Origin of the sequence: Holtiella tumoricola, from assembly GCF_027857615.1 — a bacterium.
Taxonomy (GTDB): domain Bacteria; phylum Bacillota; class Clostridia; order Lachnospirales; family Cellulosilyticaceae; genus Holtiella; species Holtiella tumoricola.
In genome coordinates, this window is the sequence record NZ_JAQIFT010000076.1 from 1 (window position 1) to 15,576 (window position 15,576).

Here is a 15,576-nt window from a genome sequence, read left to right on the forward strand (position 1 = left end):
TTATTCATGTCAGTGGCTTGTTGCCTACTGACTTACATAAGTATATGCTATAAACTTACATAAGTCAACCCTATTTCTATATTTTTTTCAATTTATCTTTAAACCCTTACTTTAAGCTACTTTAATTCTATTTTTTCTTCATTTATTTCTATAGTTTTCAAGAATTTTTCCCATATATTATTTTCTATAACTCTAGTTTGTCTTGGTTCACATAAGAATCTTCCTGTTAATATAACTTTTTCATTACTAAATGATGTATATACAATAGGTGTTAAATAACTATAATAGATAAGATACTTTTTCCCAGCATGCTCTATCTGCTTCTTTGCTTCTATAGTAATCTCTTCTGTAAGTTCTTCTAATAACTCTTGTAAAATTATCTTTGCTTTTTCCCAATCACTATCTTTCTTAACTTCCACTTTAATCTCGTGCCATATGTACTTAAATCCTTTTTCATAGTTTTCAATAGGTACAGAGAATATTTGCATATTAGGTACTTGAACAATTCTTCCTGTACTTTGTTCTCCTCCTACCCTATTTCCTACTTCTAACATAGAAAACTGGAAAAAACCTAAGTCTACTACATCACCTATATATCCATTTATCTCTATTCTTTCACCTATTTGAAAAGGTTTTGCCCATATAATATAGATACCACCTACTATATTAATAATGACTTCTTTCATCGCTATAGCTAACCCTGCAGAGAATACCCCTATAAATGTGACAATATAAGTTGACCACCTATACCATATTGTACCTACTAAAAGAATATCCAGCAAAATAAATACGCCATTAATACTCTTTCTTTTATTATACTGTTCCTTTATATCTTCCTTACTTTTTATTACTCTTTTAACTACAGTTTTTCTAAAAACTTCAGATATGAGTAAAATAATAAAAGTAAAACCTATATTTCCTATTATGCCTTCATATGTACTTAACATTTTTATAAACCACTCCACTTAGCAACCTCCTTTTATAACCTTCTTTCCCTTAACTTGTATATCATATGCAAGCAAGCTATATAAATAACAAAAATTTCCTAAAAGCTAAAATACCTTTAGGAAATTAAATTATGTACTTTTATTATAATTGGTCTACAAAATAGTATCTATTTTTTTGCATAGTATCATATGCTTTTTTCCACATTGTCCTTGCATTGATTAAATAACATTGTGCATCTAAAATAGTTATTTCTTTTATATCTTTTTCTTCTTCTAATATATCTTTTAGTCTATCGTATCTTTGTGTAATACCTTGGAAATTATGAGTTTTATACTTTTTAAAACTTTTTTCTCTATTACCATTATAAAGTTTATATTCAATTATATCCCCAAATAAATATTCAGGTTGAACTAGCTCTTCAACTCCATGCATAGACGTATTTTTTTCTAATCCACATCCTATAATTAAAATATGTCCACCCATCTCTTTTAAGAGTCTATAAGGGGAATTAGGGCCACAAGGTGTATTATCCATATAATGAGTAGCTACTAACTCATTTGCAAATCTCCCTCTTGCACAAACAGAATGTGTTGGATGTAAACTTCTTACTACACCAGGCATCCTTCTAAAGCATTCACTAAGTATTCCTACTTCAGATTCAGTATCTTTAACGCTAAACGTATCGTTCTTATATCCATCCACTTGCTTATATGTTAAAGTTGGCATCAGTAAAGTACCTTTTTCACCTAATACTGTTTCTATTCCTTTAATAACCATTTCAGCTTTTACCCTTGGCTGTCCTAAAGACTTTAACGAAGCATGTACTAATAAAATGTCCCCTTCTTTTACACCTAGCTGTCTAAGTTGTTGTTCTATCACTTTATTACTATTATAGCCTTCCACTGCTCGTGCCCCCTTTGTGCTTATTCTAGTTAATATATCTTTTATATTACCATAAAACACAAAACTATAGTAGTATTTACTTTTTATTTCGTCACATTTTTACAATAGACAAAAAAGTACGAGTCTACTTAGTAAACTCGTACTTTTTTATTCTTTATTAGATAGTCACTACAACGCCTGTTTGATATTTTTTATCATCAATTGTTACAGTAACATTAAATGTTCCTTTAAGACCTTCTTTGTTAACATTGAATTTAACAACACGGTCATCTGATTCTTGGAATGTTCCTGCACACATTGCTAAGAATGTATGTTTTGTAGTTGGTACGAAGTATCTATGAACTGAATCATCTACTACGCTTTCAAGTTGGATCATTACAAGTTGACCTCTTTCAAACTTAGCATCCATAATGATACGATCTTCTTCATTAATGAATTTAGCTTCGTTTTTCTCTGGCATAAGTAAACCTGTATCTTCAGCTGGTACTTCTGTTAAGAATTCTTCTGTTACAGCAAGTTTACCAAGTAATTCACCTTTACCCATTACAAGGTTTTGACCTTCATGGTAGAATTTTAATTTTTCAGCTCTGTAGTAGTTAGCTGTAGTATGCATTTCATATTTAAGTACATCATCTTCAACTTCTACAGTAATTGTTTGGAGTTTTGTTTTTGGATCTTTTGTATCAAGGAATGCTGGTAACACTTGTGTTGGTTTTGCATCATAGTAACCAATACCACCTGAATGAACAAGGTAATGACCATCTCTGTAGTATTCTACATTACAGATATATGGTGAGAAGAATTGTGCTCCTCTTTCTTTACCAAATTGCCAGATTTGTTCAATAGTCATATCTTCTGTATTAATTCTATATCTTACGCCACGTGAATAGCTATCTTTTGATAAAAGATATTTTTCTGGATCTTTTGATCCCCAGTGACCGTTATCAAACATCATAACATCACCATCTGGTAATACAACACATGCATGTTGTTCATATTGCCAGTCAAATTCTTTACCTTCTACTGGTTTGAAGAAGTATTTATCTACCATTTCTTGTGGCCAGCCTTCTGGGTCACCAATAATCCAGTTAAGATCACCTGTTTCATAATCTAAATTGATTACGATATCTTGATGTCTACCTGATAATGTAAGAGAGTTTGTTCTCTTATCATACCAAACGGCATTGTTATGGAACCAATCATGATCTGACCAGCTACCTGATTTACCAACATTTTGTGGAAGAACTTTTTTGTAATCCCATTTTTTAAGGATTTCACCTGTATTACGATCTACAAGTACACACATATCTTCTGCTGTTGCAGCACCTGGTTCTTGTGTAAGAATAAGAAGGTTACCATCTTCCATTTCAAATTGATCATGGTGATATCCACCTGGAACGCGGAATTCTTTGTAGATTTTACCACAAAGAGCCATTTCACAGATACCTACCATATAGTATGGTTGTGCAATGAAACGATTTGAACCGATTAAAACATTACCATTTTTAAGACGTTTCATATCAAAAATAAAAGGTTCTGTCATGTACCAACGGCAATCACCATTGTAATCATAACCTGCTGCATAGTCTAAACCTGCAGGAGTTGTGAACATGATATTATCTTGCATATATTCACTTGTTGTATTGATATATGTGCATCTACCAATGTTATCTTGGATTGGAGCTGTTTGAATTTTAACTTCTGATTCTACACCATTTGATAGTTTGATTTCTACAGTATTTTCATAATCTCCATATAAGCCAAATACAGGAAGTCTATGTTCTTTAGCTTTTGGGAAAGTATGTGTAATATTTCCTGCTTCTTCTTTACCTTTAATTGTAAGTGTTACTTCAACTTCTTCTTCAGTATCAAACATAATTACTGCTGTAAGAGGACATACAATATAAGGATTTAATTTGACATATGGATTTTCTACTGTGTGATTACCATTTTTAAATGCTTCTAACATTTCTTGCTCAGATCTATGTTGTAATGTAATAAGATGTTCTGTATTTTTTAATTGTACTGACATGTTCTTTCCTCCCTTTAAATAGTTATTAATTTTCTATATTAAGCTTCTAATAATTGTTTTAAAGCTGGTTTTTGTTGTAAACCTTTTAAACGATTTACTTCTTCACCATCTTGTAATACAAGGATAGTTGGGTATGATGCTACGTCATATTTTTCTACAACTTCTTTATTTTGATCAAAATCTACTTTTAAGATTACTGAGTCTGGAAGATCTTTTTCTAAATCTGCTAATACGAATCCTAACATTTTACATGGTCCACATGTTTTTGAGTAAACATCTACTAATACTTTTCCTGATTTTGATAACTCATTAAATTCTTCAAAACTTGTAATTTCTTTAATCATTTTATTTTCTCCTTTGGAAATGTTATTTATCTATTATGTCCTGCTTAAATTGTTTTTACATATTTTGATGCTACTTGAGCTGCAATCGCGCCATCTGCACAAGCAGTAACAACTTGTCTAAGTTCTTTTGTTACTACATCTCCTGCACCGTAGATACCTGGTACGTTTGTTTCCATTTGGCTATTTACCATAACATAACCTTGTTCATTTAAAATTCCTAATGACTTAAATGCATCTGTTGATGGTTTAAGTCCAATATATTCAAATACGCCATCACAAAGTAATTCTAGTTCTTCATCTGTTTTTGTTGATTTAATGCGTACGCCTTTTAATTTTTCATCACCTGTGAAGCCTTCAATGTTATGATACTCATAAATTGTAACATTATCTTTTTCTCTTAATTCATCACATGTGATTGGATCTGCTGTTAAGTCAAATAAAGTAACTACTTTTACTGAATTCGCAAGACTTGCTAAATAAACAGCTTCTTCTACGGCTGAGTTTCCTCCTCCGATTACTACTACATCTTTACCTCTGTAGTATGCACCATCACAAATAGCACACCAGCTAATATTTTCACCTGCATAGCGATCTTCATTTTCTACCCCTAATCTTCTTGGGATAGTTCCTGTTGCAATAACTACACTCTTAGCTTCAAAGATTTTATCTTCTTCCTCGCAAGTAATAATTTTTACGTTGCCTTCTTCTTTGATTTCTTTTACTGTTCCATAGTCAAATGCTACGCTTAATTCTTGTGTATGTTCGAACATTTTATATGCAAGTTCTGCACCATTAATTGTTCCTACACCTGTGTAATTTTGAATTTCGTGAGTGTTGATAATTTGTCCACCTGGAGCAAGCTTTTCTAATAATAATACACTCATATTTGCTCTTGCTGCGTAAATTGCTGCTGTCATACCAGCTGGTCCTGCACCTATAATAATTACGTCATATAATGCCACAACAGTTCCCTCCCATAATTTCATTACTTTATAGATAAATTTTTAACAATTAACTTCAAATTTTTTTATCGCTTATTACTACACTAGTATAACATTCTCTAAATTTTATAAAAATAACCCAGGTTACGTTTTATAAAATTTAAGTATATTTATAATTTCTCTTGTTATCCTAATCTATTATACGGGCATGGCTTTTACAATTTATCTATATCTATTTATTTTTTCATATGCTATAATTAGCTAATAAAATCATATATTTTAATTACAAATTCAAAGTATCTATTTAACGAGATATCTTATTATATACTTATTAGGAGGAATGCATCTTGACACCTACTGATACTACTTATTTTGATGAATTCTGTAAGGCTGGTAAATTTAGAATTGCTAAAAAAGGTGAGTGCCTGTATAACTTAGACTTTGCTAGTGATTACGTTTATTGTCTAGAAGATGGTCTTTGCGCTTTACTAAGTATTACTAAATCAGGCGAAGAAAAAATCTATCATTATTTTGCTGCTGGTAGCATTATTAACTTTACCCCTGCATATTTAACGCTTCCCCCTGATGCTAATACAAGTGCATTTTATATGTACGCTAAAACCGACTGTAGGCTTTACGAAATCCCATATTCTAACTTTTATCAACTTTTAAGTGATAATCCTACTTTAAATCGTTATATAATGTCATTATTTGCAAATTATTTTTCAGATGTATTAAATCATTTTCACTTTATGCAAGAATCTAGTACGCCAAGTCGATTATGTAAAACACTTCTAGATTTTAGCCGCCCTTCACATGGACGTAATATAGTTGATAAACATTTTAATTATGTAGAACTTGCCAAATATTTAGGAGTACACACTGTAACCGTTTCACGCATTATGCGCTCTCTTAAACAAGAGGGTGCTATAGAAAAAGATGGACATAGTATTATTATTAGAGATCGTAGTCTCTTAGAAGATTATATTCATGAAAAGAAAATGCTCACATATTAAATAAAAAGAGTAGAAAATATTATAGATATAATATTTTCTACTCTTTTTATTTAATTAAACCTATTTTATATTTTTAATTTAACGTATTTATAGAATGAAAAGTTTAACATACTTTATGATTTTTTTATATTAAGTAACATACGTTATTTTTTTCACACTATCAAGTATGTTATAATTTTAACATACTTGATAGTAAACTTAAATTTAAACTAAAAATATGAGCAAGAAGGAGATTCCACTTATGAATAGCAGCGAAAAACGTGCTAATTACAGCTATCTTATTAATACTTTAATAGGTATATCACTTATGATCTTATTTAGATTTATACCAGCTCCTGAACCTATCACTCCATTAGGAATGGAAATAATAGGTATATTTATTGGGGTAATTTATCTTTGGACATTTGTTGATTCTATTTGGCCTAGTTTACTAGGAATATTCTTACTAGGATGTAGCAGTTTTGCCCCTATGAATCAAGTCTTAATGAATTTTTTAGGTGATTCAACAGTTGTTCAGCTCTTCTTTATGATGGTTCTTATCGGAGCTGTTGTACAATCAGGACTTACAAATTATATTGGTAGATGGTTCTTAACACGTAAAGTAATCAATGGAAAACCTTGGATGTTCTCTTTTATGGTTTTACTAGGAGTTTTTGCATTAGCAGCAACTTCATCTGCGTTCACACCAATCTTCCTTTTCTGGCCAATTCTATATGGTATTTTTAAAGAACTAGGCTATAAACCAAAAGATAAATATCCTACATTAATGCTTATCTCAGTAGTTGTTGTAGCCTTAATGGGATTTGGTACAGCACCATTTAAAGATGGTCCTGTAATCCTTCTTAATAACTATACCTCACTTACTGGTATAGAAATTAGCTTCGCTTCATTTATTGGTTTAACTATACCTTTATCTTTATTATCTATTGGACTTCTTATAGTATTAATGAAGTTTGTCCTTAAGCCAGACATATCTTTACTCAAAGATGTAAGTGTGGAGATGTTTAACAAAAATCCTCTTCCACCATTAAATGTAAAACATAAAATCATTGCTACAACTTTTATTGTATATATCTTATTTATGATACTTCCAGGTATTTTACCTGCAGATTTACCAATTAGAGCATTCTTCAACGATAATAAATTTGGATTTGCATTAGTCATGGTTTGTATATTATGTGCAATTAAAATTGATGGTAAATTCTTAGCTGATTATCAAAATATTAGTAGTCACCATATTCAATGGAGTACTATCTTCTTAATAGGTGCTGCACTTACTATCGGTAATGCTTTAACCTCTGAAGGTACAGGCGTAACACCATTCTTAAAAAACCTATTAGCACCAGTGTTTGAAGGAACAGGAGAATTTACTTTTATCGTACTTATTCTTGTACTAGGTTTAGTACTTACTAACTTCTGTAATAGTGTTGTTGTAGGAATTATCTTCCTTCCTATTATTTCAGCTTTTACTCAAACTATGGGAGTTGCTACAGAACCTATCGTTTCAATATTTATCTTTATGGTTCTATTCGGAGCAATTACACCAGCTGCTTCACCATTTGCTGCTATTATGCATGGTAACAAAGAATGGTTAGACACAAAAGATATTTATAAATATACTACTATCATGAGTATTCTCATGCTTGCTACTGTAATTATTATAGGTATTCCATTATCTAAAATTATGTTTTAATAAATAAAAGCGACTTAGAAATCTAAGTCGCTTTTTCTATATCTTTTTCTCTTCTACACTATTATTCATAGATCAACATATAATCAACAAGCTAGTTTATATAACAAAAAAGCGTACAGCTTACGCCGTACGCTTTGAAGCGGAGAGGGTGGGATTCGAACCCACGGCCCCTTTCGGAGTCACTGGTTTTCAAGACCAGCTCCTTAAACCGCTCGGACACCTCTCCAAATTTGTTATGTCAATTACTCTCTTATAATAACACCATATTTGTCATATGTAAAGCCTTTTTTTAAAAAAACTTAAGTTTTTTTGAGGTTTTTTAAGAGATTATTAAAAAATAAAAAACTACAACATAAGTTGTAGTTTTTTTATGCCCAAGACCGGAATCGAACCGGTACGAGGGTAAGCTCGCAGGATTTTAAGTCCTGTGCGTCTGCCAGTTCCGCCACTTGGGCATATAAGCGACCCAGAAGGGACTCGAACCCTCGACCTCCGCCGTGACAGGGCGGCGTGCTAACCAACTGTACCACTGGGCCATCGCTATTTCATAAGTATTATACTATAGCTATTGACTTATGTAAATACTTATTTTATTTTTCTAAACCCGTTTCCAATATCTTTAGAAATTCTGAAGATGCAGGTGATAATGGCACTGTTTTTAAAAAACAACATCCTATACTTCTTCTAGGAATAGGATTCATTAATCTTATTTCATAAATTCCTTTTTGCTCTAAATACTCCTTAGAGAATTCTTTAATTACACAAGATATACCTAGATTAATCCTTGCAAATTCTAATAATAAGTCATGTGAACCTAGTTCAATTTCTGGATTGAGCCTTACTCCTTCTTTTTCCATATGTTTCTCTACATATTGTCTAGAATTAGATTTATTCTCTAAAAATATTAAGGGTAACTTTGAAAGTTCTTCTAATGCTATAGGATTCTTACTTAATTTTTTATAAGCTTCTCCTCCTACAAATATATCATGTATATAAAAATACTCTCGTACTTCTAGTGCAGTATCTTCTATCGGAAGGTTACATACTGCCAAGTCAATTTCGCCTACCTTTAATAATTCACATTGCTCGATTGTAGTTCTATTAATAATTTTCAACTTAATATTTGGATATTGCTCATGAAATTTTTCTAAATAGGGTAGTAAGAAAAATCTTGAAATTGTGTCTCCTACACCTATCTTTAGTTCTCCTACAACTAAATCTAAAGATTCTTTGATTTTTTGTTCTCCAACATCTATAAGGTTTAATGCAGTATGTATATACTCATATAGTGTACTTCCCTCATTCGTTAATACTACACCTCTTGCACCTCTTCTGAATAAGCAAATATCTAGTTCTTTTTCTAGTTGCATTATTGTTTGACTAACTGCTGGTTGAGTCATATAAAGCTTTTTAGCTGCGCCTGAAAAGCTTTTACATTCTGCTACTTTACAAAATACTTTATAGTAGTCTAATTTCGTATTCATAGTTTCCTCTTTATTTTAGTATTTACTAATCCTTATTTATATCATATTCTCTTTTCAAGTCTAATTCAATATACCTTTTAGATACTCCATATAGGTTTTGTCGCTTTTTATATTAATATGTACATATTTGTACACAAAGCTACGTTTTTAATATATAATCTATTTATACAACCGTTATAACATAAAGCTTGGAGGGAGGATATTCCTATTAGGAAAATTGACTTATGAGATTAGTTAATATTGAAACACTTAAAGGTGGCGAGATTATAGGACAAGACATTGTTACCAGTGAAGGTGGCATATTACTACGTTCTCAATCAAGATTTAAGCTAGCATATAAAAATCGCCTATTAGAACGTTATATCTATCAAATATATATTGATGATGAAATTTCTAAAGGTATTATTCCAAATGAAGTTATCCCTCATAATGTTAGAATGCGCCTTAATCAGCATCTAGATAGTCAGTTTAGAAAGATAGAAAAATTAATGACTATCAATTTAAATGATATTGCCCCTATCACTTCTTCTATTATGAATGAACTCTCTCACAAAGATGTTATTTTAGATATCCTTGATCTACAACATAATGACGATTATACCTATTCTCATTGTGTCAATGTCTCCATCATTGCCTGTGCTTTAGCAAAAAAAATGGGCTTTAATCAAGATGATATTAATAAAATAGTTACCGGCGCCTTATTACATGATATTGGTAAAATAATCATTCCTAAGGATATCTTAAATAAACCAGGTAAACTTACGCCTGATGAACTAAAAGTTATGCAAAGCCATCCTCAACTAGGATACGATATTATAAAAAATGATGCTTATTTAAGCCCTATTTCTAAAGTTATTATTTTATGCCATCATGAACGCGAGGATGGAAGAGGCTATCCTTTACAAAAAGGTAAAGATTTATATGTAGGTGCTAAACTAGTAGCTGTAGCTGACGTATTTGATGCCCTTGTATCTACTAGACCCTATCGTACAGGCTTCCCTATAAGTCGTGCTTTATCTATACTTAAGCAAGAGGAACTAAATGAATCTGTTATCGGCACCTTAGAACATATTGTTGCATCTTATCCTGTTGGCTGTACTGTAAGGTTAAATAATAATTGCGTTGCACTTGTAGAACAAAACTTTGCTGATGACTTATGCAGACCATTATTAAGGGTTATTTATAATCTACAAACTAGGACCCGTGAAAATTATAAATGTGATTTAAGAACTTCCCCTAACTTAGAGATTGTTGAAAAGCTTCCTAATTTTATGCAATAAGGTTATGAACCTGTATAGGTTCATAACCTTATTGTTATAATTACTATTTATTTCTTTTCTATATCTATATCTCCAGATGTAGTTCTAAGTGTTATTTTTGATGAGCCTGTTTTATACTCTCCAGCATCTAGATTAAAGTCACTTTTAAGTTCTCCACTTGTTGTAGAGTACTTTAATCTAAATCCATCATTTTCTGGGATTTTTATTCTGATATCTCCTGATACACTAGAACTTGTAATCTCCTCAAACATCTCCTCTAATTCTATCTCTACTTTACCACTTATTGTATTAATCTTAAAATAATTTCCCAACCCTTGAAATTTTACATCTCCACTAGTTGTAGAAGCATCTATAAATTTTACTTTATTATCTCTTAATTTGATTCCTCCACTTGTTGTATTGATGTCAATTTTATTACTCTTTACCTCATCTAATTTAATATCGCCACTAACTGTTTCTAAAATTACTTCATTTTCTATATCCATTAAATTCATTTCAATATCCCCTGAAGTGGAACCACACTCTATTTGTGAAAGATTTATTCCATCTAAACAAATTGTGCCTGATACAGTTTTAACTCTTAATTCATTTTCATATTCTAAAGGAATATAAATAACTATACTCTCTCTTCTATTAAAACTACTAAACATATTGAATACATGATTTACATTAGGCTTTTGTATACTAATATTATTACCTGTTCTATTAACCTCTAACTTATCAGACTCTTTTAAGTTATACGAGGCATTTTGTACTATCTTCAACTCTTTTCCTTCACTTGTGACAAACTGTATATCCTCACTTACTAATCTTACTGTAATATCTTTTATATCACTTACTGATTCACTATACTCTATAGTACTACCACTTGTAAAACTAGCCATTTCTTCATGATTAAATTCTCTATATAACGCAAAGATAAATACGCTTAATAAAAAGATAATAATACAGCTCCATACTGCAATTTGTATACTAACAAGTGTTTTTTTATTCATCTTCTTACTCCTTTAGCTCAAATAATAAGTCTATGACTTTATTAATAGCTGCTGCAATAATGAAGATGACCCATGAATATGCCCATATATCTAGCATAAAGCTCATAAGAAGATATATGCCTACTACTAATAACCAAAAAATTGCTTGAATCGCTTCTTTAATATTTTCTTTTTTCCTTTGTTCAGCTGTTAAACTTTCTTTTCTTTTACTTTCTGCATATTCATCTTTTAAGTTCTCTGGCTTACTTACATTATCATATACTAATAAGCCTGTTGCTCCTGCTACTATTATTAGTAATACAACAACACCTAATACAGGCATATTAAAAATAGATAATGCAATTAACATAGCTGGACTAATAATATATAGCATTATGGCTATACTCCTTATAAGTGCACTTTCTTTACGGCGCTTTTCAATATCCTTAGTTGTAATAATGACTGCTGTCTCATCTAATCCACTTAAAAGTTCTCTAATATCCCCAATGCTTGAAGTTACAATAATAAATGCTTCTTCTTTACTCTTCCCTTCAATAAGTAAATCTTCATATCGATCATTTAAATTAATTAACATTTCCTCTTTTAATTCTCTTGCATACGTTGAGTCTGATACTTGTGCAAAAAGCTGGTCAATATAATCTTTTAATTTTCTATTCATTTAAATCTCCCACCTTTACTAATTGATCTATTAATCTTTTAGCTTCTTCCCATTCAGCTAAATTTTGTTCAAATAGTGCCTTCCCCAGGTGTGTAATCTTGTAGTATCTGCGTCGTGCGCCTGTTGTTTGGTCCCCCCAATATGAATTAATAAATCCGCCAGACTCTAGTCTTCTAAATGCTGAATATAAAGTTGCTTCCTTCAACTCATATGTTTGATTCGTTTTTTCTTGTATAGCTTTATTAATTTCATAACCATAGCTATCTTTTTCAAAAAGGTGCGCTAGTATAATCGTTTCCGTATGTCCCCTTATAAGATCAGATGCAATAGACATTTTATCCTCCTTCATGCTATTTCAAATAATAAAAATTTATTCTGAATATTTCTCTTATATATTATTCTTATATACCTCATCTGTCAATGTATATTTCTAAATAATATATATTTTTATAATAAAATTACACTATATAATCTAGTTTTTATTTAAATACAAAAAAGGCTTACAAGCTAATGCTTGTAAGCCTTTTATACGTATCCACAGGGATTCGAACCCCGGACCCACGCCTTAGAAGGGCGTTGCTCTATCCAGCTGAGCTATGGATACAAATCTTTATTACTTAGATATTTTAACATGTGATTTGACTTATGTAAAGGTTTTCTCTTTAAAAACTTTAATTATATTTTCTATTTTATTTATTATGTCTATACATGCGAACATTTGTTCTGTATAATATATTTAGGTGATTAATATGGATATAAAAACAAAATTAGAAATTCTATCTGATGCAGCAAAATATGATGTTTCCTGCTCTTCCTCTGGTTCTAATAGGAAAGCCCAAAAGGGTGATCTAGGTTCAAGTAGCTCTAGTGGCATTTGTCATTCCTTTACTCCTGATGGAAGATGCATATCATTACTTAAAATTTTGCTTACTAATTATTGCATCTATGATTGTGCCTACTGTATTAACAGACAATCTAATGATATCCCACGAGCTGCTTTTACTGTAGATGAAGTTGTTGAGTTAACTATTAACTTTTATCGACGTAATTATATTGAAGGACTTTTCTTAAGTTCTGCTATTATACAAAACCCTAATCATACGATGGAACTATTAACTAATGTACTTCGTAAATTACGTGAAGACTATCAATTTAGAGGCTACATTCATGTTAAAGCTATCCCTGGTGCTGATGAATCACTTATAAGGCAATGTGGACTTTATGCTGATCGTATGAGTATTAATATTGAACTACCTTCTTCACAATCTCTAAAGCTTTTGGCTCCTAATAAAGCCGCTCATGATATTCTTAAACCAATGAATATGATCCAAAATAATATTATTGAGAATAAAGAAAATAGAAGGCATTTTAAGCATTCTCCCCTTTTTGTTCCAGGTGGGCAGAGTACTCAACTTATAGTAGGGGCTTCTCCTGAAAGCGATCTCAAAATCATGCAACTTAGTGAAGGGCTTTATAACAAATATGACCTAAAAAGAGTGTATTATTCTGCTTATGTACCTGTAAATAAAGGAAGCCTTCTCCCTATTATTAAATCGCCCCCTGTCATGCGCGAACATCGTCTCTATCAAGGAGATTGGCTATTGCGTTTTTATGGGTTTAAAGTTGATGAACTTTTAGATCTCTCAAATCCTAATTTTGATATTAACTTTGATCCAAAAACTTCTTGGGCTCTTAGACATATGAATGAATTTCCTATAGAAATAAATACTGCCCCTTTTGAAATGCTTATTCGTGTCCCTGGTATAGGAATTACAGGTGCAAAAAAAATTATGAGTAGCCGTAGATTAGGACCATTATCATTTGAAGATTTAAAAAAGCTACGTATAACATTGAAACGTGCCCAATACTTTATTTTATGTAGCGGTAAATATAATGGAAATGTTACTTATGATGATGATAAAATTCGTAGAGCTATGAAACCTGAACTAGATTTAAATCTAATAGAACAGCCTCATCAACAATTAAGTTTATTTGATTCAATAAATCCTACATCTCATTTATTGCTTTTAGATGATTTGCCAAGTGCATTAACAGGAGAACTTTAATTTTATATTTTTATGAAGGAGCTTAGAATGAAAGAATTTATATACGATGGAAGTTTTGAAGGTCTCTTAACTTGCTTTTTTTATACCTACTCAGAAAAAGATTCATTGCATATTACACGTACACAACTCTATACCCCTAATTTATTATTTGAGCCTATTTCCATTACTACAGAACTTGATAAGTTTGAACGGGTTTACTCTAGTATTCAAACTAAACTTTCCTATTCTGTACTCAAAAATATTTACTATCTCTACTTAAGTGAATGGGATAATTGTGACCTTCTAGCATTAAAATATTTAAAGCTGTGTTACCAATATGGTACAAGTATCAATTTAGCTAAACATAATGATATTATTGTTTCTGTAGACAACCTTGTACGTAAAGTCTCTCATGAATGTCATCGCTTCACTGGATTTGTAAGATTCTCTGAAATAGGCCCATTATGTTTTTATGCTCAAATAGAACCTGACCATCATATTCTTCCTTTACTTGAACAACATTTTACTTCTAGATTTTCCGATCAGAACTTTATCATTCATGATTTAAAAAGAAAAACTGCACTTATCTATGATCAATCTAGTTCTTACCTAAAAACTTTAACTGAACAAGAAAATACCTTACTCGGTTCTTATCAAATTAATGATAATTTCGAACTTCTTTTTAAAGCATTTTATGATAGTGTTACAATTCCTGAAAGAGCAAATCCAAGGTTACAGAAAAATTTTGTTCCAACTCGCTATTGGAAGCATCTTACTGAGATGTCTACCTTATAATATGAAATTAGCTTATTACAATAATTTTTATTTTATATAACGAAAAAGAGGATTTGAATTTAATTCAAATCCTCTTTTTCGTGTGTTAATAAGATTACTCTAGCCCCAGAGTTTAATCTCGTAATAAGATTACATAAAAAAAGCTTATACCTTGCGTATATGTTAGGTATAAGCTTTGATGCCCGAGACCGGAATCGAACCGGTACGAGGGTTAGCTCGCAGGATTTTAAGTCCTGTGCGTCTGCCAGTTCCGCCACTCGGGCATATTGAAAATTTGGCAGCCACCTACTCTCCCGGTCCGTCTCCAGACAAGTACCATCGGCCGACTAGGTCTTAACCTACGTGTTCGGTATGGGAACGGGTGTGTCCCCTAGTCGCATCGCCACCAAAAATATTTGAGTATTTAATTCTTTTATACTCTCAAAAACAAATACTGCAATCA

The 15,576-nt window shown here is 31.4% G+C and carries 14 protein-coding genes, 5 tRNA genes and 1 rRNA gene; 5 read left to right on the plus strand and 15 right to left on the minus strand.

Features of this window, described 5'->3' with window-relative positions:
* Window positions 1-116: 116 nt before the first annotated feature.
* From PBV87_RS22555 to PBV87_RS22575, 5 genes are all read right to left on the minus strand, one after another.
* Complete coding sequence (locus PBV87_RS22555) at window positions 117-965, minus strand: mechanosensitive ion channel family protein (protein WP_053982498.1); 849 nt, start codon at window positions 963-965, stop codon at window positions 117-119.
* A 124-nt stretch (window positions 966-1,089) separates the two neighbouring features.
* Window positions 1,090-1,851 (minus strand): AAC(3) family N-acetyltransferase, encoded by a 762-nt coding sequence (locus PBV87_RS22560; protein WP_271013822.1) that lies wholly within the window; start codon window positions 1,849-1,851, stop codon window positions 1,090-1,092.
* A gap of 157 nt (window positions 1,852-2,008) precedes the next feature.
* Window positions 2,009-3,883: an aryl-sulfate sulfotransferase gene (locus tag PBV87_RS22565; protein ID WP_053982500.1), complete on the minus strand. Its 1,875-nt coding sequence runs from the start codon at window positions 3,881-3,883 to the stop codon at window positions 2,009-2,011.
* Window positions 3,884-3,921: 38 nt separating this feature from the next.
* Entirely contained in the window at window positions 3,922-4,227 is a 306-nt protein-coding gene (locus PBV87_RS22570) for a thioredoxin domain-containing protein (protein WP_053982501.1), read from the minus strand.
* A gap of 44 nt (window positions 4,228-4,271) precedes the next feature.
* Window positions 4,272-5,189 (minus strand): NAD(P)/FAD-dependent oxidoreductase, encoded by a 918-nt coding sequence (locus PBV87_RS22575; protein WP_053982502.1) that lies wholly within the window; start codon window positions 5,187-5,189, stop codon window positions 4,272-4,274.
* Between the two features lie 326 nt (window positions 5,190-5,515).
* Here PBV87_RS22575 and PBV87_RS22580 point away from each other — a divergent pair, with 326 nt between their 5' ends.
* Window positions 5,516-6,184 carry a Crp/Fnr family transcriptional regulator gene (locus PBV87_RS22580; protein WP_053982503.1) on the plus strand — a complete coding sequence of 223 codons (669 nt, stop codon included), beginning with the start codon at window positions 5,516-5,518 and terminating at the stop codon, window positions 6,182-6,184.
* A 241-nt stretch (window positions 6,185-6,425) separates the two neighbouring features.
* Window positions 6,426-7,877, plus strand: a complete 1,452-nt coding sequence (locus tag PBV87_RS22585) for an SLC13 family permease (RefSeq protein WP_271013823.1) — start codon at window positions 6,426-6,428, stop codon at window positions 7,875-7,877.
* A gap of 140 nt (window positions 7,878-8,017) precedes the next feature.
* Here the strand turns inward: PBV87_RS22585 and PBV87_RS22590 are convergent.
* The 4 genes from PBV87_RS22590 to PBV87_RS22605 all read right to left on the minus strand — a co-directional run bounded on the left by PBV87_RS22590 (window position 8,018) and on the right by PBV87_RS22605 (window position 9,361).
* A tRNA-Ser gene (locus tag PBV87_RS22590) sits at window positions 8,018-8,103 on the minus strand.
* A 145-nt stretch (window positions 8,104-8,248) separates the two neighbouring features.
* Window positions 8,249-8,332, minus strand: a tRNA-Leu gene (locus tag PBV87_RS22595).
* Between the two features lie 7 nt (window positions 8,333-8,339).
* Window positions 8,340-8,413: transfer RNA gene (locus PBV87_RS22600), tRNA-Asp, on the minus strand.
* A 54-nt stretch (window positions 8,414-8,467) separates the two neighbouring features.
* Window positions 8,468-9,361 (minus strand): LysR family transcriptional regulator, encoded by an 894-nt coding sequence (locus PBV87_RS22605; RefSeq protein ID WP_053982505.1) that lies wholly within the window; start codon window positions 9,359-9,361, stop codon window positions 8,468-8,470.
* Window positions 9,362-9,585: 224 nt separating this feature from the next.
* Between PBV87_RS22605 and PBV87_RS22610 the strand changes: the two genes are divergently transcribed.
* The gene (locus PBV87_RS22610) at window positions 9,586-10,641 is read left to right on the plus strand and encodes an HD-GYP domain-containing protein (protein WP_053982506.1); all 1,056 of its coding nucleotides are present in this window, start codon (window positions 9,586-9,588) and stop codon (window positions 10,639-10,641) included.
* A 47-nt stretch (window positions 10,642-10,688) separates the two neighbouring features.
* On the opposite strand, the gene PBV87_RS22615 is transcribed toward PBV87_RS22610, so the two are convergent.
* The 4 genes from PBV87_RS22615 to PBV87_RS22630 form a co-directional block, all read right to left on the minus strand.
* Window positions 10,689-11,636 carry a DUF4097 family beta strand repeat-containing protein gene (locus PBV87_RS22615; RefSeq protein WP_271013824.1) on the minus strand — a complete coding sequence of 316 codons (948 nt, stop codon included), beginning with the start codon at window positions 11,634-11,636 and terminating at the stop codon, window positions 10,689-10,691.
* A gap of 4 nt (window positions 11,637-11,640) precedes the next feature.
* The gene (locus PBV87_RS22620) at window positions 11,641-12,294 is read right to left on the minus strand and encodes a permease prefix domain 1-containing protein (RefSeq protein WP_271013825.1); all 654 of its coding nucleotides are present in this window, start codon (window positions 12,292-12,294) and stop codon (window positions 11,641-11,643) included.
* Window positions 12,287-12,628 (minus strand): PadR family transcriptional regulator, encoded by a 342-nt coding sequence (locus tag PBV87_RS22625; RefSeq protein WP_053982509.1) that lies wholly within the window; start codon window positions 12,626-12,628, stop codon window positions 12,287-12,289. Before PBV87_RS22625 ends, PBV87_RS22620 begins: the two co-directional genes overlap by 8 nt.
* 196 nt (window positions 12,629-12,824) lie before the next feature.
* Window positions 12,825-12,898, minus strand: a tRNA-Arg gene (locus PBV87_RS22630).
* A 145-nt stretch (window positions 12,899-13,043) separates the two neighbouring features.
* Here PBV87_RS22630 and PBV87_RS22635 point away from each other — a divergent pair.
* Together PBV87_RS22635 and PBV87_RS22640 are read left to right on the plus strand one after the other, a co-directional pair.
* Window positions 13,044-14,360: a putative DNA modification/repair radical SAM protein gene (locus tag PBV87_RS22635; protein ID WP_053982510.1), complete on the plus strand. Its 1,317-nt coding sequence runs from the start codon at window positions 13,044-13,046 to the stop codon at window positions 14,358-14,360.
* 27 nt (window positions 14,361-14,387) lie between these two features.
* On the plus strand, window positions 14,388-15,134 hold the full coding sequence (locus PBV87_RS22640; protein ID WP_271013826.1) for a TIGR03915 family putative DNA repair protein: 747 nt from the start codon (window positions 14,388-14,390) through the stop codon (window positions 15,132-15,134).
* A 179-nt stretch (window positions 15,135-15,313) separates the two neighbouring features.
* On the opposite strand, the gene PBV87_RS22645 is transcribed toward PBV87_RS22640, so the two are convergent.
* Window positions 15,314-15,397 (minus strand) — tRNA-Leu (locus PBV87_RS22645).
* Between the two features lie 9 nt (window positions 15,398-15,406).
* Window positions 15,407-15,524, minus strand: a 5S ribosomal RNA gene (gene rrf / locus PBV87_RS22650).
* Between the last annotated feature and the right edge of the window lie 52 nt (window positions 15,525-15,576).